The sequence below is a fragment of the Mycetohabitans sp. B3 genome (genome assembly GCF_021498065.1).
Classification (GTDB): Bacteria; Pseudomonadota; Gammaproteobacteria; order Burkholderiales; family Burkholderiaceae; genus Mycetohabitans.
The window spans coordinates 199221-225584 of sequence record NZ_JAHLKN010000039.1 but is presented as its reverse complement, the minus strand read 5'-3'; the positions used below and the strand labels follow the sequence as shown (position 1 = coordinate 225584).

Sequence of the window (26364 nt, the reverse complement as noted above, 5' to 3'; positions counted from 1 at the left end):
TGGTCGACATGACGCTTGTTTCGCAAGCGCCATGCCAACCGTTGTAACGTCGTCAGCGGTGATTCGGGTCTGGTTGACGTCTCTAAAAAGGGGCGGCCAGACGTGCCTTAAAACCTGGCGGATCACGGCGCTTGCCGTTTCGCGATCGTCGCCCACCGTGCGCAGCCTGCCTGTTCGGTGCTGTGGCGCATCCGTTCGTTCGCCCAGAGCCGTGGCCCCTTGGCGGCGGCTCACAATAGTGAAGACGTACCTATGAAAGCTCGATGGCCTCGATGTTATGGGACCGTTTGCGCTCTTCTTCTGCTGGCCGGTTGCGCGACGGACAGCGGTCGCAAGGAGCCAACGACGGTGAGCCCGACGATGGGAAGAGCGGGGGCAAGCAGTGCGGCGGTCGTCCAGTCGGTGTCAAGCCGCGCAAAGTTAGCCCTAGATGCACTCGCGCGCGGGGAGTCGGGCGATGCGCCGGCCGACACGGCCGCACGTCATGTCTCCTCGCTTGCCGATGCCGAGCCGCTGGTCGCGGATGCGCCTGATGTGTCGGACTTCAAGCAGGAGGGGCGCGCATCTTGGTATGGCCCCCGTTTCCATGGCCGTCGTACTGCGAACGGCGAGCGCTTCGACAAGAATGCGTTGACTGCTGCGCATCGGCGCTTGCCGCTGTCATCATTCGTGCGTGTGACCAACGTGGCGAACAAGAGATCGGTGGTGGTGCGGATTAACGATCGTGGGCCGTATCACAGCGGACGGATTATTGACGTGTCGCAGGCGGCGGCGAGTGCACTTGGGCTGCAGCATTCCGGGACCGCAAGAGTGCGGCTGCAAGGCTTGTCGCGCGACGAGGCCCGCGTGGCGATGGCCGAGCAACTCGCGTCGGTCAGATGATCGAAACTGCAGGTTGGTGCAATATGCTCTGTCCCGGGCCGTGGTTCAATCGCGGCTTTTTATCTTCCCGGTCCGTCCTTTTTCAATTCAAGCGCACGCGCATAGAGCACGCCACGTGATGCGCCCGTCAGTGCGACTGCCAGTTTGACCGCGGTGCTGACTGGCACTTCGTTCAGCAATGTCGTCAGTATTGCGTCGTGCTGGTGCGCATCACTTTGCGTGGGTGCGCCAGCACCTTCGACCACAAGGACGAACTCGCCACGCAGCCGGTTCGGATCCGCGGCAAGCCATGCTGGCCCTTCGGCCAGCCTGCACTGATGCAGGCTCTCGTGTAGCTTGGTGATTTCTCGCGCGATCAACATTCGACGCGACGGGCCAAGCGTTTCGGCCAACGCGCGTACGGTCTCGAGCGCGCGGTGCGGCGCCTCATAGAAAACAAGCGCTTCTTCACGCGACGCCAATGCTTGGAGCCGGGCGGTCCGCTGCGTTGGCTTGGTCGGCAAGAAACCGGCGAAGGTGAACGTGCTTGCCCAGTCGCCGACCACGCTTAGCGCCGCGGTCACCGCGCTGGCGCCCGGTATCGGCACCACGTCTAGTCCTGCGTCGCGTACTGCGTCGACCAGCCGTGCGCCCGGATCCGAGATGCCAGGCGTGCCCGCGTCTGATACGTACGCGATACGCTCGCCCGCGTGCAGGAAATCAACGACGCGTTGCGCGGCTTCGCGTTCGTTGTGTTCGTGAACCGCCAGCAAGGGGCGCGTGATTTGGTAACGCGCGAGCAGTTGTGCCGTGTTGCGCGTATCTTCCGCCGCAATGCGGTCCACCAGCGCAAGCACGTGCAACGCGCGCAGCGTGATGTCGGCGACATTGCCGATCGGCGTCGCCATCACATAAAGCGCTGGTGCCGGATAGTGCTGGTTCTCGGCGAGCGCGAGGGAATCGATCACGGAATACCTCAGGAGAAGCGATGAGCAACGAAGCGCCCGCCATTGTGCCACGACATGGTATAGCGACTGATACTGCCCGGCCGGCGACGCAGCCGACACAGCCGACACAGCCGACACAGCCGACACAGCCGACACAGCCGACACAGCCGACGCGGGCCGAAAGGGCGTTAGACAACTTTTCGCGCCGGCCGATGTCGAAGCGGGTCGGTCGTGTTTTCGAGTCGCATGCGCTGCGCCATTTGAGCTGCCACGGGTTGGCGCTAGTAGCGCGCAACGTACGTTATCGGCGCGGGGAGATTGACCTTGTTATGCGGACCACCGATGGGACGATCGTATTTGTTGAGGTCCGTGCTCGCAATCGCCCCGATTATGGTGGAGCACTCGCCAGTGTCGATGTGCGCAAGCAATACCGCCTGATGGCCGCCGCCCGGGCTTTCCTGGCTACGCGTCTGGCAGACGGGCGCCTACGGGCGGTGCCGCCTTGCCGGTTTGACATCGTCGCGTTCGAGGGAGGCCAACTGACGTGGGTCGTCGATGCCTTCAGTGAAGATCCGCGACTGCGGTAAACTCGCGGGCGAGAAACGAGCATGAGCAATTGATGTCGATCGAGAGAATTCAGCGGCAGTTCCGTGAGAGCGCGGAGTTGCAATTGACTGCATTGGACGCACTGGGAGTGCCGATTGCCGCGGCGATCGATGCTATGTTCGCGACACTGGCGAACGGCGGCAAGATCCTGACATGCGGGGATGGCGTGTGCGCATCGGACGCGCAGCGTTTCGCGGCAGCGCTCGTCGGCCGTTTCGAGCGTGAGCGTCCGGGGTTGCCGGCGCTTGCGCTGGCCAACGATGACTCGATGAGAGCGTTGGGTGGCACCCAGGCGCACGACGAGGTCTTCGCGCGCCAGGTGCGGTCGCTGGGACACGGCGACGACATACTGCTGGCGATCGGTGTGCACGATGAGGCACCGGCGCTGGTTGCGGCCATCGATGCTGCGCATGAGCGGGAGATGATCGTCGTCGCGCTGACTGGGGCCGGCGGCGGGCCGCTGACCCAATCGTTGACCGATACCGACATCCATATTTGCGTGCCTGCGCAGCGTCATGCGCGGGTTCATGAGCTTCAACTGCTGACGATCCACTGCTTGTGCGATGGGATCGATGCAATGTTGCTCGGGGAAGAAGACTGACCAAATCAGGGAGAGCTTGTTGATGACTGCCACTTGCGTTCGCAAAACGCTTATGCATGCCGTCCTGGCCGTGGGCCTTGCTTCATCGCTCCAGGGCTGCGGCCTGCTGCTGCTGGGCGGCGCGGCCGGCGGTACGCTGGTTGCTGTTGACCGGCGCACGCTCGGGGCACAGACGGAGGACCGCGAGATCCAAATCAAGGCATTGAAACGGATCGGCGGTGCATTACCGGACACCGCCCACGTCAACCTAACGGTTTATAACCGTCGCGTGTTGTTGACCGGTGAGGTGCCGGATGAGGCCACGAAGCAAAAGGCCGAGTCGATTGTGCGTGACATCACTAATGTGAGCAGTATCGCCAATGAACTGGCCGTGCAACCCGCGAGTTCGTTTTCTTCGCGCACCAGCGATACGTATATCAGCAGTAAGGTGCAGGCTGCGTTGGTCGGCAGCAAGGATATCTCGGCGAACTATTACAAATGGACCACGGAGCGCGGCATTGTTTATTTGATGGGCTTGGTGACGGTTGATGAAGGCAATCGCGGGGCGGATGTCGTCAGTCGCGTGACCGGTGTGAAGCAGGTCGTCAAGTTGTTTCAGTACGTGAAGCCCGAGGATGCGAAGTCGCTGGTGGCGACGCCGGCATCCAGTGCTAGCGCGGCTTCTGCACCCGAGGTGGAGCAGCCGACGGGGGCGACAGTGGGCGAAGTGCCGCCGTCAGGGGTGACCGCGCAACCGCTTGATCAGCAACCGCCCGCTCCCGTGTCCAACTCGGCGATCAAGCCGGGTAACCCGGAGGCTTCAAATTGATGAGTGGCGTCAATCAGGTGCGTCGGCACGAGGTTTGGTTGTTGGGTGGGTTTAGGTCTGTTCAGTGGGGACTGTTGTGTTGGGGCGTGGCCGTTGTGCTGGCGGGGACGTCCACCGGTGCACATGCGTATGATGCCGAGCGCGCGCAGACCCTGGCGAAGCAGAATGCTTGCTTTGGTTGTCATGCCATCGAGCGCAAACTCGTCGGGCCCAGCTTTGCTGAGATCGCGCAACGGTACAAGGCGGATGCGACGGCGCCCGCGCGGCTGGTCAAGAAGGTCATGCAGGGTGGGGCAGGGGTATGGGGACCGATTCCGATGCCGTCGCAACCTCGGTTGAGTGAGGCTGATGCGAAGGTATTGGTGGATTGGGTGCTGGCAGGGGCGCCGCGGAAGTAGGAGGGGAAACGTCTTGCTTTCGAGGCCTGCATTTCTGCTATACTTGTTGTTTTAAGTGGGGCGGTAGCTCAGCTGGGAGAGCGTCGCGTTCGCAATGCGAAGGTCGGGAGTTCGATCCTCCTCCGCTCCACCAATAGATTCAAGGGTTTAGCCGATGGCTAGGCCCTTTTTCTTTGGTAGATTCGATTTATTGCGCCAATTTTGCGCCACTCGGGCTGTCGAAGCTCGAGGAGCAGTGAATGGCATCTATCATCCGTCGAGGCGATCTTCAGTGGCAGGCCCGCGTTCGCCGGAAGGGCTACCCTGTACAGACCAAGACGTTCAATACGCGCGCGGAAGCCGAAGCTTGGGCTCGACAGATCGAGTCCGAGATCGACCGCGGCATGTTCGTCAGCCGAACGGAAGCCGAGTCGACAACCCTGTGCGAGGTACTTGATCGGTACGAGCGTGAAATTGCGCCGCTGAAGAAAGGGAAAGCACAAGAAATTTCTTTCCTGCGGACGTGGAAAGCAGCTCCGATCGCACAACGATCGATGGCGTCAGTGCGCAGTTCGGACGTGGCCAAGCTACGCGACGACTGGCTGAAGCAGGCAGATCCACCTTTGAAGCCCGCGACGGTACTGCGGCGCCTGGCCGTTCTCTCGCACGTCTCCAGCATTGCCCGCAAGGAATGGGGAATGGAGAGCCTTTCCAATCCCGTCGAGCTCGTACGCAAACCGCAAGCAAAACGTCACGTTGCTCACCTTCTCGACACTAAGAATGATAGCTCCCGAGATGTCCCCCTTTCGCCTCGTGCCATCGAGGCGCTGAAAGAGTGGCGGAAGGCTTCCGACGGCCAGCGCGCCGGCGCCCGACGCGTCTTTTCCATCAAAGGAGACGCTGTAACCCGCGCGTTTGAGCGGGCCGTAGATCGAGCTCGGAAGATTTAAGAGCAGGAATGCGAAGACGCAGGCAAGGTACCCGACACGAAGTATCTAGTCGATCTTCGTTTCCATGACTTGCGGCACGAAGCTACGTCCCGGCTCGCGTCTATTTTCCCTATGCACGAACTTGCAAAGATCACCGGCCACCGCGATCCGCGGATGCTGATGCGGTATTACCACCCCAAAGCAGAAGATCTGGCAAAACGACTTAGATAGAGGCTGCGTACATACGTACGTATGTACGCGACGATCAGCAAGGCCATCTTGTTGCTTGGCGGACGATCGTATTTCGCCGAACGGCAGCGATAGGGCGCAGCCGATATGGCGATGAGTCAGCCGAGTGGCAACAAAATTTTCGAACTGATTGATGGCATCACGCCGGAGTGTCGTTCTTCGATGCCTTTTCGAGCGCGATGTCCGGCGCTGCACGCGGCACTACGGTCCTCGAACTGAGGACTTGGTGAAGCGAGACTGAAGTAACGATCAAGGCCGCCGCATACATACATGCGTACGTAATTACGTATATTATTGTTTTTAAATGGAAATATTGAATTTTCTGCTGCTTTGCTCTAGATTGATCAGCACAATTCGCAGCACCGAATCCCAATCGGGGCTGTGATGATGCTGGTGCCGCTGAGTCAAGTCAGTGAAGGGATAACTCAGAAAACGGCTGCGCTCCCGAGAGCGTAGGGAACCGACCAGGCTCTGCAATCTGCGCGAAGTTGCATTGCTGAATCGGTTTGTCAGTCCGCTAGCCACCTGCAAGGGGCTCTCACACGTGGGGGACGACACCCCACACGCGCTTTTCTTGTGTGTGAAAGGTAGACGTGCGCCCCTTGGTAGCCGCAGATTGCGGATCTCCGCGTGTCATTTTTATCGAACAACTTGCCGAATTGATCGGTAAGACCCCAGCCACGATCCGGACCTTCGCTGCAAAGGACCGGTACCGGTACCTCATCCCCACGCCTTTCAAGATGCCACATAGCCGCGCCTCTTTATCCCGACATACGCGTTCTGAAAGAACCTGGAATCGATCAAGGCAGCCAAACAGCAGCATGACGAAAACGTCATCTTCATCAAGGAGCTATACGAGCGCGCGAAGAAGAAGGTTCGCGCTGAACGGCAGATTGAGGACACCACCGCTCACGAGCTGGGATTCGACGAAATGATGCGGAGTCGATCAATCGGTGCACCAAGCATTGCGGAGTTGGAGAAACGGTTCCGGTTTCAAAAACGGCTTGCCATTGGAACGGGGACAGCTTTTCTTTTGATAGCGGCCTATGCAATTTCACGCGGCAACGTGCTCGGCATCTTCACGCTTGTCGCCGGATTGCCGGTGATGTTCATGGCCAGCTTGGATGTGCAATTTCGCCTCTGGCAGGTCCGCAACCGCCGACTGTCCGAGCAGAGCACGGCAGCCTTAGCGACTTCATGCGAGAGCCCGGTTGGTTTGTCAGCGTGCTCGATCCCGAGCTCGGGAAGCACCAGAAGGGAGAGCAGGCATGAAACGCAGCCCCCTTTTTCCTTACCGCGCTTCTGAACGGTTTCGTCTCGACCCCCGCACTCGCTGAGGGCACGACGCTTGGAGAGATCACCCAAGCGGCGAATCGCTCCGGCGATTATAGCCGCCAAGCCTTCATCTGTGCGATTCAGAGACCCATTTCGTGTTTGGATCGTCCGCTTCCTTCAGCCCCTCACGGACCTGCTGCCGGAACCATTGATCATGCGCTACCGCATCGGCGAACAACCGCAACGTAGGCTCGTGCCGAACCGTGACCTGCTCCAGGATCAGACGGTAAGCCTGCAGGGGCGACAGTCCTCGCTTGGCCAGAATAGCCGCCGCCTCGTCGTGGAGCACGTTGATCCGCGCCTTCACCTCGTCGTTGGTCATGATCAATACCCCGCTTCCTTCTGGTGTCGGACAGCCAAGATCGTGACGGCATCGGCATCCAAGCGGTACCGAGCTACGTAACCACTATCCCCGAAATCAATGGGCCACTCTCGATACTGCTCGGGCAGACCTTCTACGAGACGTCCCATTCGAGGGTGGGCGCCGAGAGCTTGTACGCCTTGTCTAATCGCTTCACCAGCCCGCCTCGCGGCATCAGGATTCTTCGGTCGCAGGAAGTCGCGCAGCCGCTGCATATCTCGGATAGCCGCCGGCGCAAAGATTACTTGTGGCATTCTGGCGGAGGCAGTTCGTTTTCAGTTCCCCAGCTCGCGAGCCACTTTTCCACTTCCTCGGCGGTCGCGTGCAGGCCAGTCGCCTGAAATTCATCCCATGCCTTGAGCGTGTCCTGGTTCAACGCCTCACGCTTTTCCTCGCGCTCGACATACTGCTCAATGGCTTCACGCATGATCCAATGCGGAGTGCGCCGACGAGCCTCGGCCAAGTGCTGAACCCGCCCTTTTAGTTCATCATCAATCTTGATAGATGTTGCCGTAACCATGACATGGCCTCCGTAGCAAAGGTAATACCTGCGACTACTATAGACCTAAGTGCAATTCGTGTCCACGCGACCTCAATAATTCGGCGAACCGGTTCATGGCTCGCTGGGACGGCTGGGCGTTCGCCGGCGCGCGTGCCTCGCCGCAGCCGCTGCTGCGGCACGGCGCAGTGCTTCTTGGTCGGCGCCTCGTAGGCGGACATCAATTCGATATTTGACCATCAGGTCGATCGCACGTCGCTTGAATTCATCGCTGCCAGTGAGCTCAAATGTGCCCCCGTACTTCTCCGCGGCCAACCGGAGCGCAGTCGTAATCGACATATCGTCACCGTCGCCTTTGGCGAGTACGTCGATGCCTCGACCGAGATCAACGAAAGCGTCACGACCATCGTCCAATCAATAGATAACCGCGCCGTCCCGGCGAACACGGAAATACAGTCCCTCGGCGACGTTTCGCGCAACCGGGTCCACATCATCAATGTGCACGACGCCGTCGGCCTCGTCATTGGCGAGGGCTTGCACCAGCTCTCGCGTACGTCGCTTTTCACTGTAGACGAAGCCGCGTAGCTGCCCTATAGCCGCACCGTCGCCAGCGGCCGCCTGCCATTCGACCCACTCGCGGTATGACAGTCTGCGATTCATTGGGTCTGCGAATATCGCCTGACGCTCTTTGCGGATCTCGCGTAGCAGCCGATCGCGCTCCCGCAGAGACTCGAATGCAACGACGCTATACAGCGCTTTACGGGCTGCGGCGACCGGAACCGTTTCTCGGATCTCGCGTCGCTTCTGACGAGCCGCCTCGCGGATGTCCAAGGATCGCTGCCGCACGGTGTCCGGGTCGAGTCGCGATACACGAACGCCCTCTTGTACTCGCCGTACCGGGCGCGTAGCTCGCGTCGGGCTTCGGCGTGCTCTTGCCGGCGCTCCTCGCGGATCTTGGGATCATGCTTCAGCGGCCGATGCTTGTCGTAGGTAAGAACGGCGTCGGTCGTCGACATCGAAGGTTTGAATGGGCCGAGCCGTTTAGTCAGCCGCGTTTTGCCCAGCTCCTCGTGCATGTCGCTGGCCTTGGTTGGCGTAGTGTCGCCTGAGTTGACGTCATAGATTGCGAACCCCCGCCCTTTTTCGCGCAGTTCGAGCCCGTACTTCGCGAGCAGGTTGTGAAGTTGCCGCCTTGGTAGATATCCCACCATAGGCCTAGGGCGATATCAGGTCATTGGAAGGGACGGGGTGCGTAGCGTAAGCCCTGGGAAGATAGACGGTCTTTGCTGCGGTAAACATGTCACTTTCCCCACAAATTCGAGTGATCAACTACTAAGTATATCTAAAGGAAAAGACATAAAGGAATAGATACAGGAGAATCGAGACAAATCTCCGGGAAGCCGCGCCATCGCTGGCCTTAACGGATTTTGCTAGCGTTTCAGTGAGAGTTGCTCATCACGGATAAGCCGACTTGTTTACAAGCCTTATCCACAGGCGAAAGCGCCCGTGAGAGTTCATCATCACGGGCGCTTCGCTGTGACGCTGCCTAGGTCGGAGGGGTGATTAAGCGTTGGAGTTCTGATTACGGAATCGCTGAGTCCGTCAGAACAGTTCCGGCTGCCGCGGCACATGAGGCGGGGACGGTAACAGGATCACACCACTGTCGGTCACTTCGACATTGGCGCGCAGATAGACAATCTGGACAGCCTTCAACGCCTTGAGGAAGGCTTTCTTGAAGTCCAGTACGGCACGATGCGTCTCATGGTTGCTACCGAATTGGCCCATAAGGGCCTCCCATCGAATGGGGCGGCTGCGACGCTGCGTATAGCTCATGCGGTAGGTAAGCCAAGTGTACACATCCATCGCAAGCGGTGAGCCCCGCAGTGCTTTGTAGACACGTAGGTCGATAGGCACTGGTTTATCGACGCACTCTCGGAAAAAACTTTCTGAGAGCCGCACCTTGCTTTTCCAGGTGCCGGCCAGTTCCCGCGCCTGAGGAATCCATAGAGTGCTGCTGTTGACCGGCGCTGGCAGCTCCGGAAGCTCAAGCCGCAATTCCTGTTCGTGTAGCTCCAGGCGATCGGCAATCGTTACGTTGTGCAACTGGAAGCCGCGATGCTGCATGTCGCCCGTGTACTGTACCGTGATGAGGGAGCCAAACAAGCGCTTCATCTGTTCGGCAACGCGCGTAGAACTACCGCGCTTGCCGCCGCCGCGTCGAATATCCAGCACGTCGCGGAGAAATACCGAAAGCGAGTCGCCCAGCTCGATAAGCGGCGATTGCGTTCGCACGGCCTCGGTGGCAACCCAGGACATGAGCAAGCGGGGATAGATCCAGAAGGGAATCCCGCCTTCGTAATCCGCGACGATTCGCAAGCGGAAGTCGCCGTTCTCGCGCTTGAACACGTCCACCTTAGGGTCTTTGTAGGGCATCGTAGCGATGACCAGGGCGCGCGCCATGAAACCCAGCGAGCCGGCGCTCTTGGCGTCCTCCTTCTCAATGGCAAGGTGCGCCTCGATCACCTCTTGCACCCATGCCGGCACCTTACCAGCGAGATAGTCGATCTCGGCCTGTACCTGGCGAAGCTGTATGCGTCTATCGGCGGCGCATAATTTGGCTGCAGCTTCGTTGCGTGTGGAGCACCAGCTGGCGGTCACCACGTCAGTCGTCAGTTTATGTGCGCTCCGATCGGATTGCTCCAGGATGACACGCGCAGCCTGAAGGCTCGTCATAGCGAACCTCCTTGGCTGTATTCGCATCCTTGCCTTTTTGCGTCCCCCTCGATCCCTCCCGAGAAATAGGAAAACGGATCAAGGTTGTGGGGTCATGGGCTCATTGGGCGGCCGGCCTGGCCAACGTTGAACCCCGCTTGCCATGCCGATGGGTTGATTCGAACCTTGACGTTCATCGCGTACCCCCTGCCAACCCGGATGAGGGGACGCTTAGCCGCGCTTGCAGTTTCGCTACCTGCTCCGCCTTCGTCGGCCGGCCTCGCTGGGCTGGTCGGTTGGCGGGGTTGCACGGGTCAACAGCAATTTGCTGATCGATAAGCGCCGCAACATCGATGAGCCGAAAGACGCGCTTGCGGCCAACCTTCCCGGATTCTATCGGGTACGTGCCTTTGCTGAGGCGATTCCGGGTAGTTTGCGGCGCTTCGCTGGTGATCTCCGCCACCTGCGCAATCGACAGGGCGGGAGGGTACAGCGACGACAAGTACGGAAGCGAGCTGCCGGCATGCCCGGCAAAAAACGGAGGTTTGGAGCGTTGCATGGACGTACGCCTTCTGCAATCGCCCGCGCATCTGTACATTGGAATCGGTACTCACCATCGATCCGCCGATTCCTCGATGGCTTTCCTTACAGGCTCTTCTTCGTCCCGCCGCGGCCTGCTTCGTCGGTAGAACGGCCTCAAAGAGGCATCAGTGCTCTGTCGCTGGCTCTGTCCCGAAACGTCAACCGGGGTTCCTTCCAGTCTGACGGCCTGCTCAAGCAGGTTGGGGAGAAAGCTGGCCGTTTAGCGACGGCCAAAGCAATAACTGGGCTGATTGTACCGGGCTGTACCGATATAATTCAAGTTTCGCGGGCCTCCTGCGCCGATCACCAGCATTATTCGTTCGTTATCGGCCAGCCGCTTATCAACCAGCGGCTTCGAGGGCGCGTAGAGCAGAGCCATGTTGGCCAGTCACGGCACAGACGCCGGGATGGCTGCGCGGGGAAGCGGCTACGCGGGATCGCGTGGCGCGACCCCGCGGACCCGCGTCCGTCCCTTAATGGTGTGCACGTGCGGCGCGCGTGTGGGCAGCCTTCTTGGCGGCGGCGGAGCGGCCTGCCGCGCCCTTGGTCCTGGCGGCACGCTTGGCCGCAGCGGAGCGGCTGGCGGCCGGCCGTTTCGCCGCGGCGGACCTGGCCTGCTTTGACATCGACTCGCGTGTGGCACCGTCTGAATGCTCGCGTCGCAGTACGGAAGTCGTCGTGCGCGAGCGCTTAGCCTGGGTCTCCTTGCTTGCGGAACCCGTCGTCTTGTGTTGGCTTGCCCCGCTGTCCTTGGCCGCTTTTTTGCGGGTGGCCTCGCTGCTGGTGCCCTTCTTCGGCGGTTTCAGGTCGATGCCGGCTCGCCGCGCCTTTGACAACCCGATTGCCACGGCTTGCTTGGTCGAACGCACGCCATGCTTGCCGGCTCGCACATGCTCAACCTCTTCCTTGACGAATTCGCCGGCCTGTGTGCTGGCCGATTTCCCGGCGCGCTTGTCGGCCTGCGCTCGAGCCATAGTCTTTCTTTCTGGCATGACAATCCTCCTTGAAAGAGATGCTGTATGCGCAGATTGAGCAAACTCAGTGCCAACGCGTGGCTGCGGCAGGCGCTGGCCCTGCGCTCGCATGGATCGGATGGTTTTAGGCCATCGAGATGGCGCAACGCATGCCCTCGGCGTCCCGAATCGGTACCGGTGCAGCCCGATTCACCGATGCAGCCTGATTGCCCCATGTCGAGCGCGCAAAAGTCAGTGCTTGTGCGATCTCGGTCGCCGTCAGCTGGTCCCGAAAGCCGATGTGGTATCGGCTCGCCAGCCGTTACCACAGCGGCTTTTGGACGCGGAACGGCTTCAATGTTCAGGCATACGATCGATAAAACATCGTTACCTGCGAGCACAAGATGAGCGTGCAGTATGGGCCGCCAGTGCCCGACCCGCTGCCCGCGTGCGGGGTTGGCTTCGGGCGGGAAGCGGGAGCGATGCTCACGCCGTGCCGTGCGGTGGCCCGGCGACACAAAAGGCGGGCGCGTTGATTGCTAAATGCAGTAGGCTTTTTCATAGGAGCGAACATGACCACTACTGCAACACACCAAAAATCTACGCGATCCTCGACGATGCCACCTCATGGCGTCGATATGGCGCGTGCAGCCGAACAGGACGCGATTGCGCTGCTGGAGGCGGACCATCGCGCAGTCCAGCGGCTATTCGATACGTTCGAGAAGACGCCCGATAACGACCTTGATGCCAAGGCAACTCTGGTTACGCGCGCATGCGACGAGTTGGCCATGCATACGATTATTGAGGAAGAGATCCTGTATCCGGCCGCGCATCGCGCGCTGTCAGGACAGCCGCAAAAGGAAGTTGACGAGGCCTATGTCGAGCATTTTCTTGTCAAGACGTTGATGGAGAAACTCCGGGCCTCCCGGGCAGGCGACGATGGTTTTGATGCGGCGTTCAAGGTGTTGGCGGAAAACGTCCAGCATCATGTCAGCGAGGAAGAATCGGTGCTATTCCCTGCGCTGCGCAAAGCGGGCGTCGACCTAGATGAACTCGGCGCTCGTATCGCACAGCGCAAGGCGCAGTTGCAGGCAAAAGTGTCAAAGGATGTCGGTGACCGTACTTAATGCGTGAACGACCCTTGGTGCGCTGGGTCAGCCCGCCTGGCAAGGCAGGCTGACATTGCTGGGGGGCGCGCCACCGTTGGACTGACGTCGGAACAGGTGGTGCGCGCAGGCTTGCCACAGGTTGGCTTAAATTGACTCAGAGCAGCACAAGTCAGCGCAGATTGGCCGGCCTAGGTTAGCCCGAACTGGCTTAGGTTCGCTCAGGTGCCGGCAGGGACCCCGCGCCAGGAGTAGTATTTGATGACAAGCTGGGCCGATCTTGTGGCAGTTTCCACCCTTGTTCAAATTCGATGCAGCGCGCTTCGAGGCATTCTTCGCGATGCGGCTCCGGGACATGCTGACGGCGACGGAGCTTGCCAGCGGACATGATCATCCGATCAAGCAGCCTATTGGGCAATCAAATATAACCATAAGCTTAGGCATACGATCGACGTGCGCCATGGAAGCTTTGTCGGTTTGCTGCCCATTCGTCTGCTGTGCCGCTATGCTACTGTAGTTGTGTTGAATGCCACTGGACATTGGCCCTGCATCGAGGATCTTGCGGCCGATTTCGTTTATCTGCACCTGCACGGCACCGGGAGTGAGGACGCCGACGCGTACAAGCGGCCCAACGCCGCAATACGAAACCACACCGCATAGCGTGCTGGGCGCAAGCCGCCTGCCTGACGTATGATTAAAGCATCGGTGCGCCGCCCGTTACCGCAACCGTTGCGCCTGAAACATAGCTCGATTCGTCGGACGCGAGCATCACATACACGGGGGCCACTTCGGCTGGCTGTCCGGGCCGTTTCATCGGCACCTGCGTGCCAAATTGCTTGACCTTTTCCGCCGGCATCGTCGCGGGGATCAAAGGGGTCCAAATCGGCCCCGGCGCTACGCAGTTTGCTCGAATGCCTTTTTGCGCGAGCAATTGTGCCAATCCCGCCGTGAAATTTTGGATCGCCCCTTTGGTGGCGGCATACGCCAGCAACGTCGGATTCGGACGGTCGGCATTGATCGATGTGGTGTTGATGATGGCGCCGCCCGCCTTCATATGATGCAGCGCGGACCGGGTGATCCTGAACATCGCGCCAATGTTCGTATCGAAAGTGTTGTCCCACTCATCGTCTGAGATCTCGTCCAGCGACTCGTGCGTCATTTGAAACGCCGCATTATTGACCACAACATCGATTTTGCCGAATGCGTCAACGGCTTGCTGGACAATCCGCGCGCAGTGCTCGCGCTGTGCCACATCGCCGCGCACGAGCACGGCGCGTCGTCCCGCCTGCTCAACCCAGCGCGCTGTCTCGCGCGCATCGTCGTCCTCATTGAGATAGGCAATCAACACGTCAGCGCCTTCCCTAGCAAAAGCGATGGCGACTGCGCGTCCGATTCCGCTATCGCCGCCGGTAATGATCGACGCTTTGCCAGCAAGACGGCCCGAGCCTTGGTATGAATGCTCGCCATGGTCGGGTTGCGGTTGCATGTCCCCAGTGTGGCCAGGCACTGTAGTTTGCTGTTGGTGTGGCAGTGGGGGTTCTGGACGTTGATTTTCAGTCATGACACGCTCCTATCCGTTGATTGTCGCGCGACACCGGCGCGCACATGTAGGTGAAGCAACCAACAGGCCTGCCGCGCGCGCGCTCCGCTCAGCGCACGATGGAGCCGTACGACGTTGCGCCATACTGATCATAATTTGCCGCGGTAATTGGGTTCCCCGTCGGAAGTGGGCCACTCAACGCCGCTGCGACTTTGCTGCACAATGAGCGTTCATTTGCATTCCATCCGATCGTCCTGGCCAACCGTCTGCCCCGATGAACTCGTGCTGGACAGTACACTCAACGACAGGCGCATCAGTACCTCAATTGGAAATAGCCGTTGCTAATTTTTCATGGTTAAAGTGGCGGCGCGAGCATTCTTAGTGCAAGCGCGACTCGTTCGCATACCTTGGCAGTTTGGGTGCAGACCCTCGTGCAGTCTAGCTGACCGAGCGTGCGTGTGGGATGACAATGCTGCCGCAACATGGGACGGCGGCGCGCAAAAGTCAACGCGCCCGACAGCGTAATATATGGCCCAATACAACGAAGACGGGGAACGCAATGTTGGATGAACGTTTCGCGGCGAACGCCCAAGCGCTGTGCCTATCGCTGTCTTGGCTTGTGCGCAGTGCGCTCGTGCTGGCGGCGGTGGCCGTGGCGGCGGCGCCCGGTGTCGCGCTGGCCGGCGACGCTGGCACGGTCCGGGTGTTGTACGCCGGGTCGCTGGTGCATGTGATGGAGCACTCCATCGGGCCGGCATTCGAAAAGGCGTCAGGGCTGACGTTCTCTGGCTATGGCGCCGGCTCAAACAAGTTGGCCAACGAGTTGAAGGGTAAGCTGCGGCGCGGTGACGTGTTCATCAGCGCCACGCCGAAGGTCAATGCGAGCCTGGGCGGTGCTGCGAACGGCAATCAGGTTAGCTGGTATGTGAATTTTGGCGAGTCGCCGCTGCTGCTCGGCTACAACGCAAACAGCCGCTTTGCAGCGGCGCTGAAGACTGAACGCTGGGACAAGGTGTTGCTGCAGCCGGGCATCCGGATTGGGCGCACGGATCCGAAGCTCGATCCGAAGGGGGCCTTTACGCTCGAGGCGGTGACTCGCGCCGCGTCGCTGTATCGGCAGCCTGACCTGGTGCAGCGCATGCTCGGAACACCGGACAATCCGAAACAGGTGTTGCCGGAAGAAACACTAATGGGCCGCCTGCAGTCAGGGCAGCTCGACGTGGGTTTTTTTTATTCGACCGAGACGGCGCAGTTGCACATCCCGACAGTGAAATTGCCGGCCGAACTCGCGGTCAAGGCCAGCTATACGATCACGATCCTGAACGACGCGCCAAACCAGGAAGGCGCGATGCGCTTCGTGACGTTTCTGCTCGGCGCGAAGGCGCGCGCATTACTGTGTGACGCCGGCATCGACGTGATTGTGCCGAGTGTTGGCGGCGAGCGCACACAGCTCCCCGCACGCGTGCAGGCCATGCTCGACGCGGCGCGATGATGCTGCAACGTGGCAGTGGCAGTGGCAGTGGCGCGGGGCGGCGGCGCGCCACACCCCTGAGGTGGCTTGCGGCCTTGCTGGCGCTTTATCTGTGCGCGCCGTTTATTGCCATGCTGCCGCAGCTCGCGCATGCCGACTGGCGCGCGATCGAGCCCGGGGCGCTTGTCAAGGCAACCACCGTGTCGGTTGGCAGCGCGACGCTGGCTACGCTGCTGATCGCGCTCACCGGGATCCCGCTCGGTTATCTGCTGTCGCGTTCACGCTCTAGATGGGCGAGCGTGCTCAGCTTTGTTGTGCAATTGCCCCTGGCGTTGCCGCCGCTGTCCAGCGGCGTGCTCCTGTTGTTCCTGATCGGTCCGTACAGTCCGCTCGGTACGTTAACTGGCGGCGGGTTAACTGATTCGTTCGTGGGCATCGTGCTCGCGCAAACTTTCGTGGCCGCGCCGTTTCTGATTGTGGCTGCCCGTTCGGCATTCGATTCCGTCGATCCGGTCCTTGACGACGTCGCGGCTACGCTGGGGCATGACGCGCGCACGCGCTTGCTGCGCGTCTGGCTGCCGATCGCCTGGCCGTCCATCCGCGCCGGCATGGTGCTCGCGTGGCTGCGTGCATTCGGCGAGTTCGGCGCTACGATGATGGTGGCCTACCATCCGTACTCGCTGCCGGTGTATACGTATGTGATGTTCGGCTCGGTGGGTCTACCCGCGATGCTGCCGTTACTCGCGCCGACGTTGGGCATCGCGCTGGCACTGTCGCTGGCGGTCACCGTCCGTCTGCGGCCATCGTGCCCGGTCGCCATGGCCGCCCCGGGCGACGAGCTTGACCCATTGCGCTCGCTCGCCCGGGAAGTCGTGCCAGTGCCACGTCATTCGTCAGGTGGCACGCTTGCGTTTCACTTCACATGCACGCTCGGCGATTTCGTGCTCGATGTTCAATGGAGCGCGCGCAGCCGGCGGTTGGCGATCATTGGCGCGTCTGGGTCCGGCAAGTCCCTCACGCTGCGCATGATCGCCGGTCTGCAGCACGGCGCGACGCAATCGGTAATCGTCGATGGTGAAGTGCTGACGGCTAGCGCGCCGCAGTCGCGGCACATGGCCTACGTGCCGCAGGACTACGGTCTTTTTCCGCATATGAGCGTTGCGCGACAGCTTACGTTCGCCGCCGATGCCGACCCGGACGCCGCGCGCTACTGGAGCCTGCATTTGGGGATCGCACCACTGGCGCAGCGTCTGCCAGCCCAGCTTTCGTTTGGCCAGCGGCAGCGCGTGGCACTGGCGCGCGCATTGGCGCGCAAGGCGCGCGTGATCTTGCTAGACGAGCCGTTCTCCGCGCTGGACACCCCGCGCCGGCGTACGTTGCGCGAGACGTTGCGCACGTTGCAGCGGGAGATCGATGCGATCACGGTGCTCGTCACGCATGATCCAGAGGATGCGGCGTTGCTGGCCGACGAGATTCTTGTGCTGGACCGTGGACGCGTGTTGCAGCAAGGGCCGACGCGCGCGCTATTCGAGCGGCCGGCCAGCCTGAAGGTGGCGCAGTTGCTAGGTATCGACAACGTCGGCGAGGGCACACTGGTAGCCGGCGGCAAGGTAGATATCGGCGGCGTGTTGCTCGATGTGCGCGACGACGGTCTGCCAGCTGGTACACGGCTGATGTGGCGCGTCGATGCGCGCGGCGTCTCGATGACAGAGCAGGGCCAGCACACCGCAGTGGTGGAACGGGTGTATGAATCGCACGGCGAGACGCGCGTGGCGGTGCGACTGGGCACCGCGCTGCTTCATTGCCGTGCGCCATCGGACGCCGACGCGCGCACAGCGTTCGGGCTGCATGTTTGCGAAGGCCGCTGTTGCCGTGTCGATATCGCGGCAGGCACGACTACGGTGTGGCCCGTGATGCCGTAGCAGCTCGTCTGCCCAGCACGTCGTCCATCAGCTCGCTCATCCGCTTCCAATGCGAGCCTTCCCAGTAGATTCTGCCGCATACGTCGCAGGTCACAAACCGGTCGCATCGCTCGCGCACGTTGGGCGGAACCCGCGCGAGCACGTCAGCTTTATCGACTCGGCGCAAGGGCGCATTGCAGTGCAGGCATAGGCACAATGGCCGTGCCTGTGCGTGCAGCGACAGCCGCGCGGCGACTTCACGCAGCTGTTCGAGTGGATCGAGTGCGTGCACATAGCACCCATGCTCGATGCTGCGCCGTTTGAGTAATTCTCGGTCGCGCGTGAGCACAATGCGTCGCTCCTGCGCGGCGATTTGCTCGACGTTGCGATCGTCGATGCGATTGTCGTACAACGTGTCAAAGCCCGCCATGCGCAGCAGGCGCGCGAGCCGGCCTAGGTGGGCGTCAGCGAGGAACCGCAACGGGTCGGGTAGCGCGCCGCGCAGCGGCACCGGGGCGCGCTCGCTGGGTGGATACACGACCACGCTGTCCCCGTCGGCGAGCGGTCGCTCGAAGCCGGCCGCCTCACCATTGATGACAATCCGTCCCACTTCGGTATGCGGCACGCCCAGCGCCTCGATCGTATGCTTGACCGACGCATTGCGCGCGTACGATGCGGCGAATGTCCGCTGACGCAGTCCTGCCGGCAGGAACGCGTTCAGTTCAGCGTGGAAACGGAAGGTTGCCGTGGTCATTACAGTCGCTCCGGCGGCGGCTCGCGGCGCGACGCGCTACAGCGCGCGCCGGATCTTGGTCACGCCGAATAAGTTTAGCGCCAGCCCCGCGATCCGGTCGATCAGCCGGTGCAGTCGCGCACGCAGCACATGGCGTACACCAGCTTAGATACAACAGGAGCAGGCCGGCCGCAACATGCAGTGGCTTGACTGTAACATCCGGTATGCCAAAAAAGAAAAAAGCCGTCCACGAGTGGCGAACGGCGGAATATCGTACGACGTGATCAGCGTCGCAAGGATGTTATCCGATGTATCAACCTCGCAGAATTGGTATTTTCCCTACAGATTATGGCGGCATGAATTTAAGTTAACCGCGTTATTTGAGTGCCACGGATACGCAAATTTCGTTTTTTTAGGATACCACTTCGTGAATGGAATGGCGTGTGGTGCAATGATTCATGTAGATGGAAAAATCAGTTGCTCTAGTCGTTCTATTATCGATTTCACGCTGTTTATCGGTAATCGAAAAAAGCATCGATTTCCTCCAATAGCGCTTGCGGCGCCTCCTCCGGAATATAGTGGCCGCACGGCAGCGTTCGGCCGCTGACGTCGCGGGCGACGCGGCGCCATTGCGCCAGCGGATCGAAGCACTGCGCGAGCACGCCAAGCTCGCCCCACAGCACGCGCAACGGGCAGGCAAGCTTGCTGCCCCGCTCGACGTCAACGCGCTCGTGCAGCAGGTCGATGCCGGCCGACGCACGATAGTCCTCGCACATCGCGTGCACGGCGCCGGGTTGCGCCAGCGCTTGACGATAGGCGTGCAGCGCGTGCGGCGCGAATGCCTCCCGACCGGCATGCTGCGACTCCATGAGCCGCTCAATATAGACGTGCGGTGCCGCGCCGATCAGCGTTTCGGGCAGCGGTTCCGGTTGGATCAGGAAAAACCAGTGAAAGTACTGCGTCGCGAAATGGCGGTTGGTTTGCTCCTACATCGCCAGCGTCGGCGCGATGTCCAGCAGCATCAGCCGCTCCACCGCGCCAGGGTAGTCCAGCGCCATTCGATGTGCGACGCGCGCGCCCTGATCATGGGCGCAGATGAAGAAGCGTTCATGGCCAAGCTCGTGCATCAACTGCATGAGGTCGGCTGCCATTGTCCGCTTGGCATAAAGCACGTGTTGCGGATCGTCGGCAGCCGGCTTTGACGACGCACCGTATCCGCGCAGATCGGCGGCAATCACGGTGAACCGCTCCGCCAGTTGCGGCGCGACGCGATGCCAGATCATGTGCGTTTGAGGATGACCGTGCAGCAACAGCAGCGGCGGCCCGTCGCCTCCCAGGGCGGCGAAAATCTCGATGTCGGAGCGCCCCATCGCCGTGTCGACAACATGCACACTTACGTGGCGAAATCCAGCGATCGATTCGGTCGCACGCGTCATGGTCCCCTCGGGGCGGTCAGTGAAGGGCGTATTGTAGAAGCACGCTATTTCCTTTGTCCGTCTGAATCACGCAATTTTTATCGAAGCCGAACACTTCTTCAGTTAAAAGAACGGACGTGCATTAAAGTAAATTTCTGTTAGCCGCTACGTATAATAGAGCGGTCGTTCGATCGCCCCGGCTCCAGGAGACGTTCAGCATGGCCTTGCCCCCGTTACTGCAGTGTTTGTCGCTGCCGGTTGTATCGTCGCCGATGTTTATCGTTAGCTATCCGGAATTGGTGCTCGCGCAGTGCAAGGCGGGCATCGTCGGATCTTTTCCTGCGCTCAATGCGCGGCCGCCGGAATTGCTCGACGAATGGCTCACGCAAATCCAGCAGGCGCTGGCGCAGCACCGTGCCGAGCATCCGGACGCGGTGATCGGCCCGATCGCGGTCAATCAAATCGTGCATCAGTCTAATGCCCGTCTGGAGCGCGATGTGCGCGTGTGCATCGACCATCGGGTGCCAATCTTCATCACCAGTCTGCGCGCGCCGGTCAAGGAGATGATCGACGCGGTCCATTCATACGGCGGCATTGTGCTGCACGACGTGGTCAATCTGCGTCATGCGCAAAAAGCGCTGGAGGCGGGCGTCGACGGCTTGGTCCTGGTCGCGGCCGGTGCCGGCGGGCACGCGGGTACGCTGTCGCCGTTCGCGCTGGTCGGTGAAGTGCGTAAGCTATTCGATGGGCCGCTGGTCCTGTCCGGGGCGATCGCCAATGGCGCGTCCATTCTCGCCGCCCAGGCAATGGGTGCGGATTTGGCGTACATTGGCACGCGTTTCATTGCCACGCGCGAAGCGCATGCAGCGCACGCGTACAAGCAGGCCATCGTACAGGCCAGCGCGGAGGATATCATCTACACGAATTTGTTCACCGGCGTGCATGGCAACTACATGCGGCAGAGCATCGTGGCGGCCGGCCTAGATCCAGACAACTTGCCGATGTCCGATAAAAGTCAGATGAACTTTGGCGATGGCAGCAGCAAGGTTAAGGCATGGAAGGACATCTGGGGCGCCGGCCAAGGGGTTGGCCTGATGGACGATATTCCAAGCGTGGCCGAACTTGTCGCGCGGCTCAAAGACGAATACCAAGCCGCCCGCGTGAGGCTTGCGTTGTAGCGCGGCTCGTCGTGTTCCCGCCGGCTTGCTGGCAGGTGGCGGCACCGCGTGTGGCCAGCATCGTCACGTGTTCGCGGGTCGGCCAGTACGCGTCGCCAGCAAAGCGCTCGGCGATGAAGTCGACGAACGAGCGAACCTTTGCCGACAAGTGGCGCCGGCTGGGGTAAACTGCGAAGATCGGCAGCTCGCGCGGCCCTACGTGCTCGAGCAGCAGCGGCACCAGCGTGCCGTTTTCCAGGTCATCGCGTACGCAATCGGTGCCCAGATAGGCGATGCCGGCGCCGGCTATGGCTGCGGCGCGTAGTGCCTCGATGTCGTCGGCCACGATATTGCCGCGGGTGACCACGCCGCCGCCGTTTTCGGCGTTGCCCAGCGGCCACTCGCGCGCGTGCGCGCCATTGGCGGCCAGACGCAGGCAGTTGTGTGCGCGCAGGTCCTCCGGCACCTGTGGCACGCCTTGCCGGCACAGGTAGTCAGGCGACGCGCAGATGACAAAATACGTGCGGGCAATCTGGCGGGCGATTAATGATGAAGTCCGCAGTTTGGACGAGCGTGAGCCGCGGATAGCCAGGTCGTAGCCTTCCTCCACCAGGTCGACGACGCGGTCGCTCATTGTGATGTCCACCTGCACGCTGGGGTGCTGGCGCGTGTACTCGACAATGGCTGGCATCAGGTACCGATTGCCGAACGTCGATAGCGCATTGATCCGCAGCGTGCCCTTTGGCACCACACTCGCGTCACTGACGGCTTGCTCGGCCTCCTCCAGCTCAGTGAGCGCCTGCACGCACCGCTCGTAATAGCCTCGCCCGGCTTCGGTGAGGCTGATACGGCGTGTGGTGCGGTTCAGCAACCGTGCGCCTAGGTGTGCCTCGAGGTGCATTACGTGTTTGCTGGCCATCGCAGGTGACAGGTGCATGCGCTCAGCTGCTGCCGCGAAGCTGCCGGCTTCGACGACATGGCGAAACACCTTCATGCTGACCAGCGTATCCATGATTGCGTGCGCTTACGCTGTGGCCGGCGCTTTATTCGTTCGTGCCAGGGAATAATGTTCGCTTTTAGGGCGGCAGGCAAGTGTGCGTTGCGTGCCGCGTTGACTCACGATCAGAACCGCCTGCATAGGCTTACGCCGAACGTGCCGACGGTCGACTGGTCAGTGAACTTGTCGTACCTGTACGCCGCATACAAGTCGGTGCGCTTGGACAGCAGATAGTCATCGCCGAGTGCCCCCGCGCCTGACACTCGCACGACGCTCAAGGGCGATGGCGATCTTGCTGAACGCGGTGTCACGCCGACCAATATTATATTTTACCGCTGCGGCAATGGCGTCAGTGTGCGTAGGGCCAGGCGTCGTGAGGGGGCGGAACATACGGCGGTGCGCGGCGTGCCGGCGGCACATGGCGATGCTCCGTATTGTACCGGGTGATGTCCGCCCGAAGTGAGCCGGCGCGCACCGCGCTGCGATCCATATCGGGCCGGGATGCCACACATATATCGACCGAAACCGGCACGATCGGGCTCAGTGGGCGCAATTGTGGTGTCGGCGCACCGATCCGCACGGTCATGTCGCGCTGCGCGGCGCCGGGTGCGACGAATGGCTGGACTAGCCTGCCGAGCTTGATCTTGCCATCTTGCCCGCGCGCTGCCGTAACCCACTGCGCTGCCGAACCGAACGTCCCGGCCTGCATGGACAGCGCACCGGCCAGCGCGCGTGGACCTTGCGGATCAACATGCGCGCTGCCGGCGTTGGCGGCGCCCACAGCCGGCAGGGCCCCGGAAGCGGTGTTGTGGAGACGGGCCGAGGTCCCGACGTTACCGTCCGCCGGACGCGCCTCCTGCGGCGCGAAGCCGGGTAACCGCAGCGCCAAAATGAATGGCTGCATCTCCTCACGGCCCGGCGTGAGTGTCCCGGCAACTAGCCCGAGCGCGATCACCGCCCCGATTGCGACGGCAGATATGCTCAGTAACGAAAACGTACGGCCGCCACGCAGCAGCATGAAAGTCGATGATTGCAACGATTATCGAGCTAATCTATTCACGTGGCCTGTGCGTGTCGAGCCGAAAAATGTTAGGTGAGTTTCCGTGTTGTAACGGCATGTAACAGACGGGACAAGCGCCAAATCTATGAAGAATTTGCATGAAAAGGAGAGAAAAATGAATTTGTCTATTAGATAATTGGGCGCCGACAATAGGTACTTTTTCCACGTGGGCGCGCCCCTGGCCCGAGAGGGCCGCAGGCGATGCCCGACACGATGACGCCGCATGGCGCCGAGATGACCATGGCCCGATCCAAACTGCTACCCGACAACTTCACCCTCGCGTTGGTCACGACGGTGGCGATCGCGACTTTCTTGCCGTGTCGCGGCGGCGCGGCGCTGGCGTTCAACTGGCTCACGAATTGTGCCGTTGGTTTGCTGTTCTTCCTGCACGGCGCGAAGCTGTCGCGCGAGGCGGTCGTCGCTGGCGCGACCCATTGGCGGCTGCACCTGGTCGTGATGCTGTGCACGTTCGCCCTATTTCCGCTGCTTGGGCTGGCGCTCAGACCGCTGATCGCGCCGCTGTTGACGCCGGAACTGTATGCCGGCATGTTGTTCCTGTGTGCGTTGCCTTCGACAGTGCAGTCCTCGATCGCCTTCACGTCGATCGCCAAGGGCAACGTGCCGGCCGCGGTGTGCAGCGCGTCCGCTTCCAGCCTGCTCGGTATCTTCGCCACGCCGTTGATTGCCGGGATGATCCTGTCTAAGCAAACCGCGGGCGGCGAGTCGTGGCACACCGTATTCAATATCGTGCTGCAGCTGCTGGTGCCGTTCGTTACAGGCCAACTGCTGCGGCCATGGATTGGCCGCTGGATTGCCCGTCATGCCGTGGTGCTGAAGCTGGTCGACCAGGGCTCGATCCTGCTCGTTGTCTATACCGCGTTCAGCGAGGCGGTCAATCAGGGGTTGTGGCACCAGATTCCGCTATCGGCGCTGTTCGCACTGCTGTTCTCATGCATGCTGTTGCTCGCGCTTGCGTTGCTGATCACCGGCTTTGCCGCCCGACGGCTTGGTTTTGATGAGGGAGACCGGATTACCATTATTTTCTGCGGTTCGAAAAAAAGCCTCGCAGCCGGTATTCCGATGGCCAAGGTAATTTTCGCTGGTCACGCGCTGGGCGCGATCGTGTTACCGCTGATGCTATTCCATCAGATCCAACTGATGACCTGCGCGGTGCTAGCGCAACGTTGGAGTGCGCGAGCGCCCCGCCGGCGCGACCTAATCGTTGGTGCGTCGTCGCGGCGCGGCTAAGCGCTGGCGTCGTTTGATGTGCCCGAGAGCAGCGGCGTGGCGTCCGGCGGCACGCCGAGCAATTGCAGCGACTCGCCGGTCACCGCGGCGAACACCGGTCCGGCGACCGAGCCGCCATAGAATGAACGGCCTGCCGGTTCATCGATCATCACCGCGACGATGACACGCGGATCGCTCATCGGCGCCATGCCGACAAATAGTGCGCGATACTTGTCCTTTGCATAGCTGGTGCCGGCGAGCTTGCGCACGGTGCCCGTTTTGCCGCCGGCGCGGTAGCTATCGATCATCGCGGCGCGCGCGGTGCCGCCGGGGCCGACCGCCATCTCCAGCATCGCGCGGATCGATGCCGCCGTGTCCGGTGTCGTCACGGCGCGATGGCCGCCGGTGGCCGTGTCCGGTTCGTCCCTGATCACCAGCTTGGCCGGCTTTATCACGCCGTCGCCGGCAAACGCGGTGTAGGCTTGGGCAACCTGCATCAGCGACATCGACAGTCCATACCCGTACGCATGCGTGGCTTGGTCGATCGGAACCCAGTGTTTGTACGGACGCAGCTTGCCCGGAGCGGCGCCGGGAAACGTGATGGCAGGCGGGTGGCCAAAGCCGTATTCTTGGTATTTGGACCAGATCGTCTCGGCCGGCAGCGACAGCGCCAGTTTTGCCATGGCGACGTTACTGGACTTTTGGATCGCCTGCGCGACGGTGATCATGCCGTAGTTCGACGTGTCGTGGATGACGTTGCGCCCGATCCGATAGGTGCCGGGGGACGTATCGATCAGCGTATCGGGGCGTACCTTGCCCGCATCCAGTGCCAGCGCAACGATCATCGGCTTGATCGTCGAGCCCGGCTCGAACGTGTCGGTCAGGGCGCGGTTGCGGACCTGGCCCGACACCCGGGCCGCCCGATCGTTTGGATCGAAGGTCGGCCAGTTTGCCATCGCCAGGATCTCGCCGCCGCGCGCATCGAGCACCACGACGCTGCCCGCCTTGGCTTGGTGTTGCTTGATCGCGGCTTCGAGCTGCGCATAGGCCAGCTGTTGGATACGGCGGTCGATCGTCAGCCGGATCGTGTCGCCATGCCGGGCCGGCGTGACGGGGCGCGCATCGTACAGGAACCGCCCGAGCCGGTCGCGGACCACCTCGCGTTGGCCAGCATTGCCTTTGAGCGCGTCGTTCAACGCTAGTTCGACGCCTTCCAAGCCGTTGTTCTCCAGGTCGGTGAAGCCCACGATTTGCGCGACCGATTCGCCTTCCGGATAGACGCGCTTCTCGCTGGCCACGCGCGTGATGCCCGCGCCGCCGAGCGTCTCGATGCGGGTTGCGGTTTCCTCGTCGATCTGGCGCTTGAGCAGCACGAAGCCACGATGCGGCGCGAGCCGGCGCTCGAGTTCGGCCACCGGCATGTCCAGCAGCTTGGCTAGTGGTGCCACTGTGTGCGGCTTGACCAGCCCGGGTGTGGCCCAGATCTCGTAGGTCGCTACGCTAACGGCAAGCAATGCGCCATGTCGGTCGACGATGCGCCCGCGCGTCGCATCCAGCGGCAACGTGAGCTGATAGCGCTTTTGGCCTTGGGCAGTATAGAAATCCCGGTCGATGACTTGTACCCACAACGCGCGCGCGGCCAACGCAGCGAAGCCAACGATCATCAACGCCAGGACCAGCCTGGAGCGCCAGCGTGGCATACGGACCGCGAGCAGGGGGCTTTTTAACGGTGCATAAGGATCACGCAACAACCTTTTATTCCAAAGCGACATGGCGGGTACGGCGTTCCGAAGCGGCGGTTGACGTGTATTTTGCTTTCAATCTCCTTTCGATGGCAAGCGTGCGTCGTCCAGAATTTACGTGTCGTCCGATATCTCTAAGCGACGATCGGATATGTGCATACTGACCAAGAATTCGTACATGCTTGATATCCGTAC

26 protein-coding genes, 1 tRNA gene and 2 pseudogenes are annotated in these 26364 nt (G+C 61.2%); 13 read left to right on the top strand and 16 right to left on the bottom strand.

Going from position 1 to position 26364, the window contains the following annotated elements; all coding sequences use genetic code 11:
• Positions 1-252 precede the first annotated feature (252 nt).
• Positions 253-882 carry a septal ring lytic transglycosylase RlpA family protein gene (locus KQH55_RS13360; protein ID WP_076796517.1) on the top strand — a complete coding sequence of 210 codons (630 nt, stop codon included), beginning with the start codon at positions 253-255 and terminating at the stop codon, positions 880-882.
• A 59-nt stretch (positions 883-941) separates the two neighbouring features.
• Here KQH55_RS13360 and rsmI read toward each other — a convergent pair whose 3' ends face one another.
• Positions 942-1769, bottom strand: coding sequence for a 16S rRNA (cytidine(1402)-2'-O)-methyltransferase (gene rsmI, locus KQH55_RS13355; RefSeq protein WP_255763162.1), 828 nt, complete (start codon positions 1767-1769; stop codon positions 942-944).
• A gap of 80 nt (positions 1770-1849) precedes the next feature.
• Here rsmI and KQH55_RS13350 point away from each other — a divergent pair, with 80 nt between their 5' ends.
• The 7 genes and pseudogenes from KQH55_RS13350 (at position 1850) to KQH55_RS13320 (ending at position 6684) form a co-directional block, all read left to right on the top strand.
• Positions 1850-2395: a YraN family protein gene (locus KQH55_RS13350; protein WP_306666090.1), complete on the top strand. Its 546-nt coding sequence runs from the start codon at positions 1850-1852 to the stop codon at positions 2393-2395.
• Positions 2396-2427: 32 nt separating this feature from the next.
• Positions 2428-3015 (top strand): SIS domain-containing protein, encoded by a 588-nt coding sequence (locus KQH55_RS13345; RefSeq protein ID WP_076785948.1) that lies wholly within the window; start codon positions 2428-2430, stop codon positions 3013-3015.
• Between the two features lie 22 nt (positions 3016-3037).
• A complete protein-coding gene (locus KQH55_RS13340; protein ID WP_076797306.1) occupies positions 3038-3823 on the top strand; it encodes a BON domain-containing protein in 786 nt (261 codons plus the stop codon).
• Positions 3823-4221, top strand: a complete 399-nt coding sequence (locus KQH55_RS13335; protein WP_076796509.1) for a c-type cytochrome — start codon at positions 3823-3825, stop codon at positions 4219-4221. Before KQH55_RS13340 ends, KQH55_RS13335 begins: the two co-directional genes overlap by 1 nt.
• A gap of 57 nt (positions 4222-4278) precedes the next feature.
• Positions 4279-4354: transfer RNA gene (locus KQH55_RS13330), tRNA-Ala, on the top strand.
• Positions 4355-4460: 106 nt separating this feature from the next.
• Positions 4461-5360 (top strand): annotated as a pseudogene (locus KQH55_RS13325) (tyrosine-type recombinase/integrase).
• A 991-nt stretch (positions 5361-6351) separates the two neighbouring features.
• Positions 6352-6684: a hypothetical protein gene (locus tag KQH55_RS13320; RefSeq protein ID WP_235091359.1), complete on the top strand. Its 333-nt coding sequence runs from the start codon at positions 6352-6354 to the stop codon at positions 6682-6684.
• Positions 6685-6780: 96 nt separating this feature from the next.
• On the opposite strand, the gene KQH55_RS13315 is transcribed toward KQH55_RS13320, so the two are convergent.
• The 8 genes from KQH55_RS13315 to KQH55_RS13285 form a co-directional block, all read right to left on the bottom strand.
• Positions 6781-7035 (bottom strand): hypothetical protein, encoded by a 255-nt coding sequence (locus KQH55_RS13315; protein WP_170872431.1) that lies wholly within the window; start codon positions 7033-7035, stop codon positions 6781-6783.
• A 2-nt stretch (positions 7036-7037) separates the two neighbouring features.
• Positions 7038-7289: a type II toxin-antitoxin system RelE/ParE family toxin gene (locus KQH55_RS13310; protein WP_235091472.1), complete on the bottom strand. Its 252-nt coding sequence runs from the start codon at positions 7287-7289 to the stop codon at positions 7038-7040.
• Between the two features lie 26 nt (positions 7290-7315).
• Entirely contained in the window at positions 7316-7594 is a 279-nt protein-coding gene (locus tag KQH55_RS13305) for a CopG family ribbon-helix-helix protein (RefSeq protein WP_076785951.1), read from the bottom strand.
• Between the two features lie 93 nt (positions 7595-7687).
• Complete coding sequence (locus tag KQH55_RS13300; protein WP_235091358.1) at positions 7688-7987, bottom strand: LPD7 domain-containing protein; 300 nt, start codon at positions 7985-7987, stop codon at positions 7688-7690.
• Positions 7988-8233, bottom strand: coding sequence for a hypothetical protein (locus KQH55_RS13295; RefSeq protein WP_235091357.1), 246 nt, complete (start codon positions 8231-8233; stop codon positions 7988-7990).
• Positions 8230-8784, bottom strand: coding sequence for a hypothetical protein (locus KQH55_RS17000; protein WP_338893462.1), 555 nt, complete (start codon positions 8782-8784; stop codon positions 8230-8232). Before KQH55_RS17000 ends, KQH55_RS13295 begins: the two co-directional genes overlap by 4 nt.
• A 391-nt stretch (positions 8785-9175) precedes the next feature.
• Positions 9176-10306 carry a replication protein RepA gene (locus KQH55_RS13290; protein WP_170872430.1) on the bottom strand — a complete coding sequence of 377 codons (1131 nt, stop codon included), beginning with the start codon at positions 10304-10306 and terminating at the stop codon, positions 9176-9178.
• Positions 10307-11340: 1034 nt separating this feature from the next.
• Positions 11341-11859 carry a DUF6496 domain-containing protein gene (locus tag KQH55_RS13285; protein ID WP_235091356.1) on the bottom strand — a complete coding sequence of 173 codons (519 nt, stop codon included), beginning with the start codon at positions 11857-11859 and terminating at the stop codon, positions 11341-11343.
• A gap of 578 nt (positions 11860-12437) precedes the next feature.
• Here KQH55_RS13285 and KQH55_RS13280 point away from each other — a divergent pair.
• Positions 12438-12947, top strand: a complete 510-nt coding sequence (locus KQH55_RS13280) for a hemerythrin domain-containing protein (RefSeq protein WP_076796501.1) — start codon at positions 12438-12440, stop codon at positions 12945-12947.
• Between the two features lie 673 nt (positions 12948-13620).
• On the opposite strand, the gene KQH55_RS13275 is transcribed toward KQH55_RS13280, so the two are convergent.
• Positions 13621-14487 carry an SDR family oxidoreductase gene (locus KQH55_RS13275; RefSeq protein ID WP_076785955.1) on the bottom strand — a complete coding sequence of 289 codons (867 nt, stop codon included), beginning with the start codon at positions 14485-14487 and terminating at the stop codon, positions 13621-13623.
• A gap of 538 nt (positions 14488-15025) precedes the next feature.
• On the opposite strand from KQH55_RS13275, the gene KQH55_RS13270 reads away from it, so the two are divergent.
• Positions 15026-15958, top strand: coding sequence for an extracellular solute-binding protein (locus KQH55_RS13270; protein WP_235091355.1), 933 nt, complete (start codon positions 15026-15028; stop codon positions 15956-15958).
• A complete protein-coding gene (locus KQH55_RS13265) occupies positions 15955-17859 on the top strand; it encodes an ATP-binding cassette domain-containing protein (protein WP_235091348.1) in 1905 nt (634 codons plus the stop codon). Before KQH55_RS13270 ends, KQH55_RS13265 begins: the two co-directional genes overlap by 4 nt.
• Here KQH55_RS13265 and KQH55_RS13260 read toward each other — a convergent pair.
• Together KQH55_RS13260 and KQH55_RS13255 are read right to left on the bottom strand one after the other, a co-directional pair.
• Positions 17834-18592 (bottom strand): Mut7-C ubiquitin/RNAse domain-containing protein, encoded by a 759-nt coding sequence (locus KQH55_RS13260; RefSeq protein ID WP_235091347.1) that lies wholly within the window; start codon positions 18590-18592, stop codon positions 17834-17836. The two genes, KQH55_RS13265 and KQH55_RS13260, sit on opposite strands and share 26 nt — an antisense overlap.
• Before the next feature lie 491 nt (positions 18593-19083).
• A pseudogene (locus tag KQH55_RS13255) lies at positions 19084-19941 on the bottom strand (alpha/beta fold hydrolase).
• 263 nt (positions 19942-20204) lie between these two features.
• Between KQH55_RS13255 and KQH55_RS13250 the strand changes: the two are divergent.
• Complete coding sequence (locus tag KQH55_RS13250; RefSeq protein ID WP_235091345.1) at positions 20205-21164, top strand: nitronate monooxygenase family protein; 960 nt, start codon at positions 20205-20207, stop codon at positions 21162-21164.
• Here the strand turns inward: KQH55_RS13250 and KQH55_RS13245 are convergent.
• From KQH55_RS13245 to KQH55_RS13235, 3 genes are all read right to left on the bottom strand, one after another.
• Positions 21121-22155 (bottom strand): LysR family transcriptional regulator, encoded by a 1035-nt coding sequence (locus KQH55_RS13245; protein ID WP_076796494.1) that lies wholly within the window; start codon positions 22153-22155, stop codon positions 21121-21123. The genes KQH55_RS13250 and KQH55_RS13245 overlap by 44 nt on opposite strands.
• Before the next feature lie 110 nt (positions 22156-22265).
• Positions 22266-22418: a hypothetical protein gene (locus KQH55_RS13240; protein ID WP_170872429.1), complete on the bottom strand. Its 153-nt coding sequence runs from the start codon at positions 22416-22418 to the stop codon at positions 22266-22268.
• Positions 22419-22489: 71 nt separating this feature from the next.
• Positions 22490-23176 (bottom strand): hypothetical protein, encoded by a 687-nt coding sequence (locus KQH55_RS13235; RefSeq protein ID WP_235091343.1) that lies wholly within the window; start codon positions 23174-23176, stop codon positions 22490-22492.
• Between the two features lie 264 nt (positions 23177-23440).
• Between KQH55_RS13235 and KQH55_RS13230 the strand changes: the two genes are divergently transcribed.
• Positions 23441-24448, top strand: a complete 1008-nt coding sequence (locus tag KQH55_RS13230; protein WP_235091341.1) for a bile acid:sodium symporter family protein — start codon at positions 23441-23443, stop codon at positions 24446-24448.
• Here the strand turns inward: KQH55_RS13230 and KQH55_RS13225 are convergent.
• Complete coding sequence (locus KQH55_RS13225; RefSeq protein ID WP_076785962.1) at positions 24445-26199, bottom strand: penicillin-binding protein 2; 1755 nt, start codon at positions 26197-26199, stop codon at positions 24445-24447. The two genes, KQH55_RS13230 and KQH55_RS13225, sit on opposite strands and share 4 nt — an antisense overlap.
• Positions 26200-26364: the final 165 nt, after the last annotated feature.

Coding starts and splice junctions, on each gene's coding strand:
- KQH55_RS13360 (WP_076796517.1), top strand. CDS start 253: ATGAAAGCTCGATGGCCTCGATGTTATGGGACCGTTTGCGCTCTTCTT.
- KQH55_RS13270 (WP_235091355.1), top strand. CDS start 15,026: ATGTTGGATGAACGTTTCGCGGCGAACGCCCAAGCGCTGTGCCTATCG.
- KQH55_RS13225 (WP_076785962.1), bottom strand. CDS start 26,199: ATGTCGCTTTGGAATAAAAGGTTGTTGCGTGATCCTTATGCACCGTTA.
- KQH55_RS13350 (WP_306666090.1), top strand. CDS start 1,850: ATGAGCAACGAAGCGCCCGCCATTGTGCCACGACATGGTATAGCGACT.
- KQH55_RS13345 (WP_076785948.1), top strand. CDS start 2,428: ATGTCGATCGAGAGAATTCAGCGGCAGTTCCGTGAGAGCGCGGAGTTG.
- KQH55_RS13230 (WP_235091341.1), top strand. CDS start 23,441: ATGGCCCGATCCAAACTGCTACCCGACAACTTCACCCTCGCGTTGGTC.
- KQH55_RS13260 (WP_235091347.1), bottom strand. CDS start 18,592: ATGACCACGGCAACCTTCCGTTTCCACGCTGAACTGAACGCGTTCCTG.
- KQH55_RS13285 (WP_235091356.1), bottom strand. CDS start 11,859: ATGCCAGAAAGAAAGACTATGGCTCGAGCGCAGGCCGACAAGCGCGCC.
- KQH55_RS13265 (WP_235091348.1), top strand. CDS start 15,955: ATGATGCTGCAACGTGGCAGTGGCAGTGGCAGTGGCGCGGGGCGGCGG.
- KQH55_RS13280 (WP_076796501.1), top strand. CDS start 12,438: ATGCCACCTCATGGCGTCGATATGGCGCGTGCAGCCGAACAGGACGCG.
- KQH55_RS13310 (WP_235091472.1), bottom strand. CDS start 7,289: ATGCAGCGGCTGCGCGACTTCCTGCGACCGAAGAATCCTGATGCCGCG.
- KQH55_RS17000 (WP_338893462.1), bottom strand. CDS start 8,784: ATGGTGGGATATCTACCAAGGCGGCAACTTCACAACCTGCTCGCGAAG.
- KQH55_RS13340 (WP_076797306.1), top strand. CDS start 3,038: ATGACTGCCACTTGCGTTCGCAAAACGCTTATGCATGCCGTCCTGGCC.
- KQH55_RS13275 (WP_076785955.1), bottom strand. CDS start 14,487: ATGACTGAAAATCAACGTCCAGAACCCCCACTGCCACACCAACAGCAA.
- KQH55_RS13335 (WP_076796509.1), top strand. CDS start 3,823: ATGAGTGGCGTCAATCAGGTGCGTCGGCACGAGGTTTGGTTGTTGGGT.
- KQH55_RS13245 (WP_076796494.1), bottom strand. CDS start 22,155: ATGGATACGCTGGTCAGCATGAAGGTGTTTCGCCATGTCGTCGAAGCC.
- KQH55_RS13315 (WP_170872431.1), bottom strand. CDS start 7,035: ATGACCAACGACGAGGTGAAGGCGCGGATCAACGTGCTCCACGACGAG.
- KQH55_RS13290 (WP_170872430.1), bottom strand. CDS start 10,306: ATGACGAGCCTTCAGGCTGCGCGTGTCATCCTGGAGCAATCCGATCGG.
- rsmI (WP_255763162.1), bottom strand. CDS start 1,769: ATGGCGACGCCGATCGGCAATGTCGCCGACATCACGCTGCGCGCGTTG.
- KQH55_RS13295 (WP_235091357.1), bottom strand. CDS start 8,233: ATGAATCGCAGACTGTCATACCGCGAGTGGGTCGAATGGCAGGCGGCC.
- KQH55_RS13305 (WP_076785951.1), bottom strand. CDS start 7,594: ATGGTTACGGCAACATCTATCAAGATTGATGATGAACTAAAAGGGCGG.
- KQH55_RS13250 (WP_235091345.1), top strand. CDS start 20,205: ATGGCCTTGCCCCCGTTACTGCAGTGTTTGTCGCTGCCGGTTGTATCG.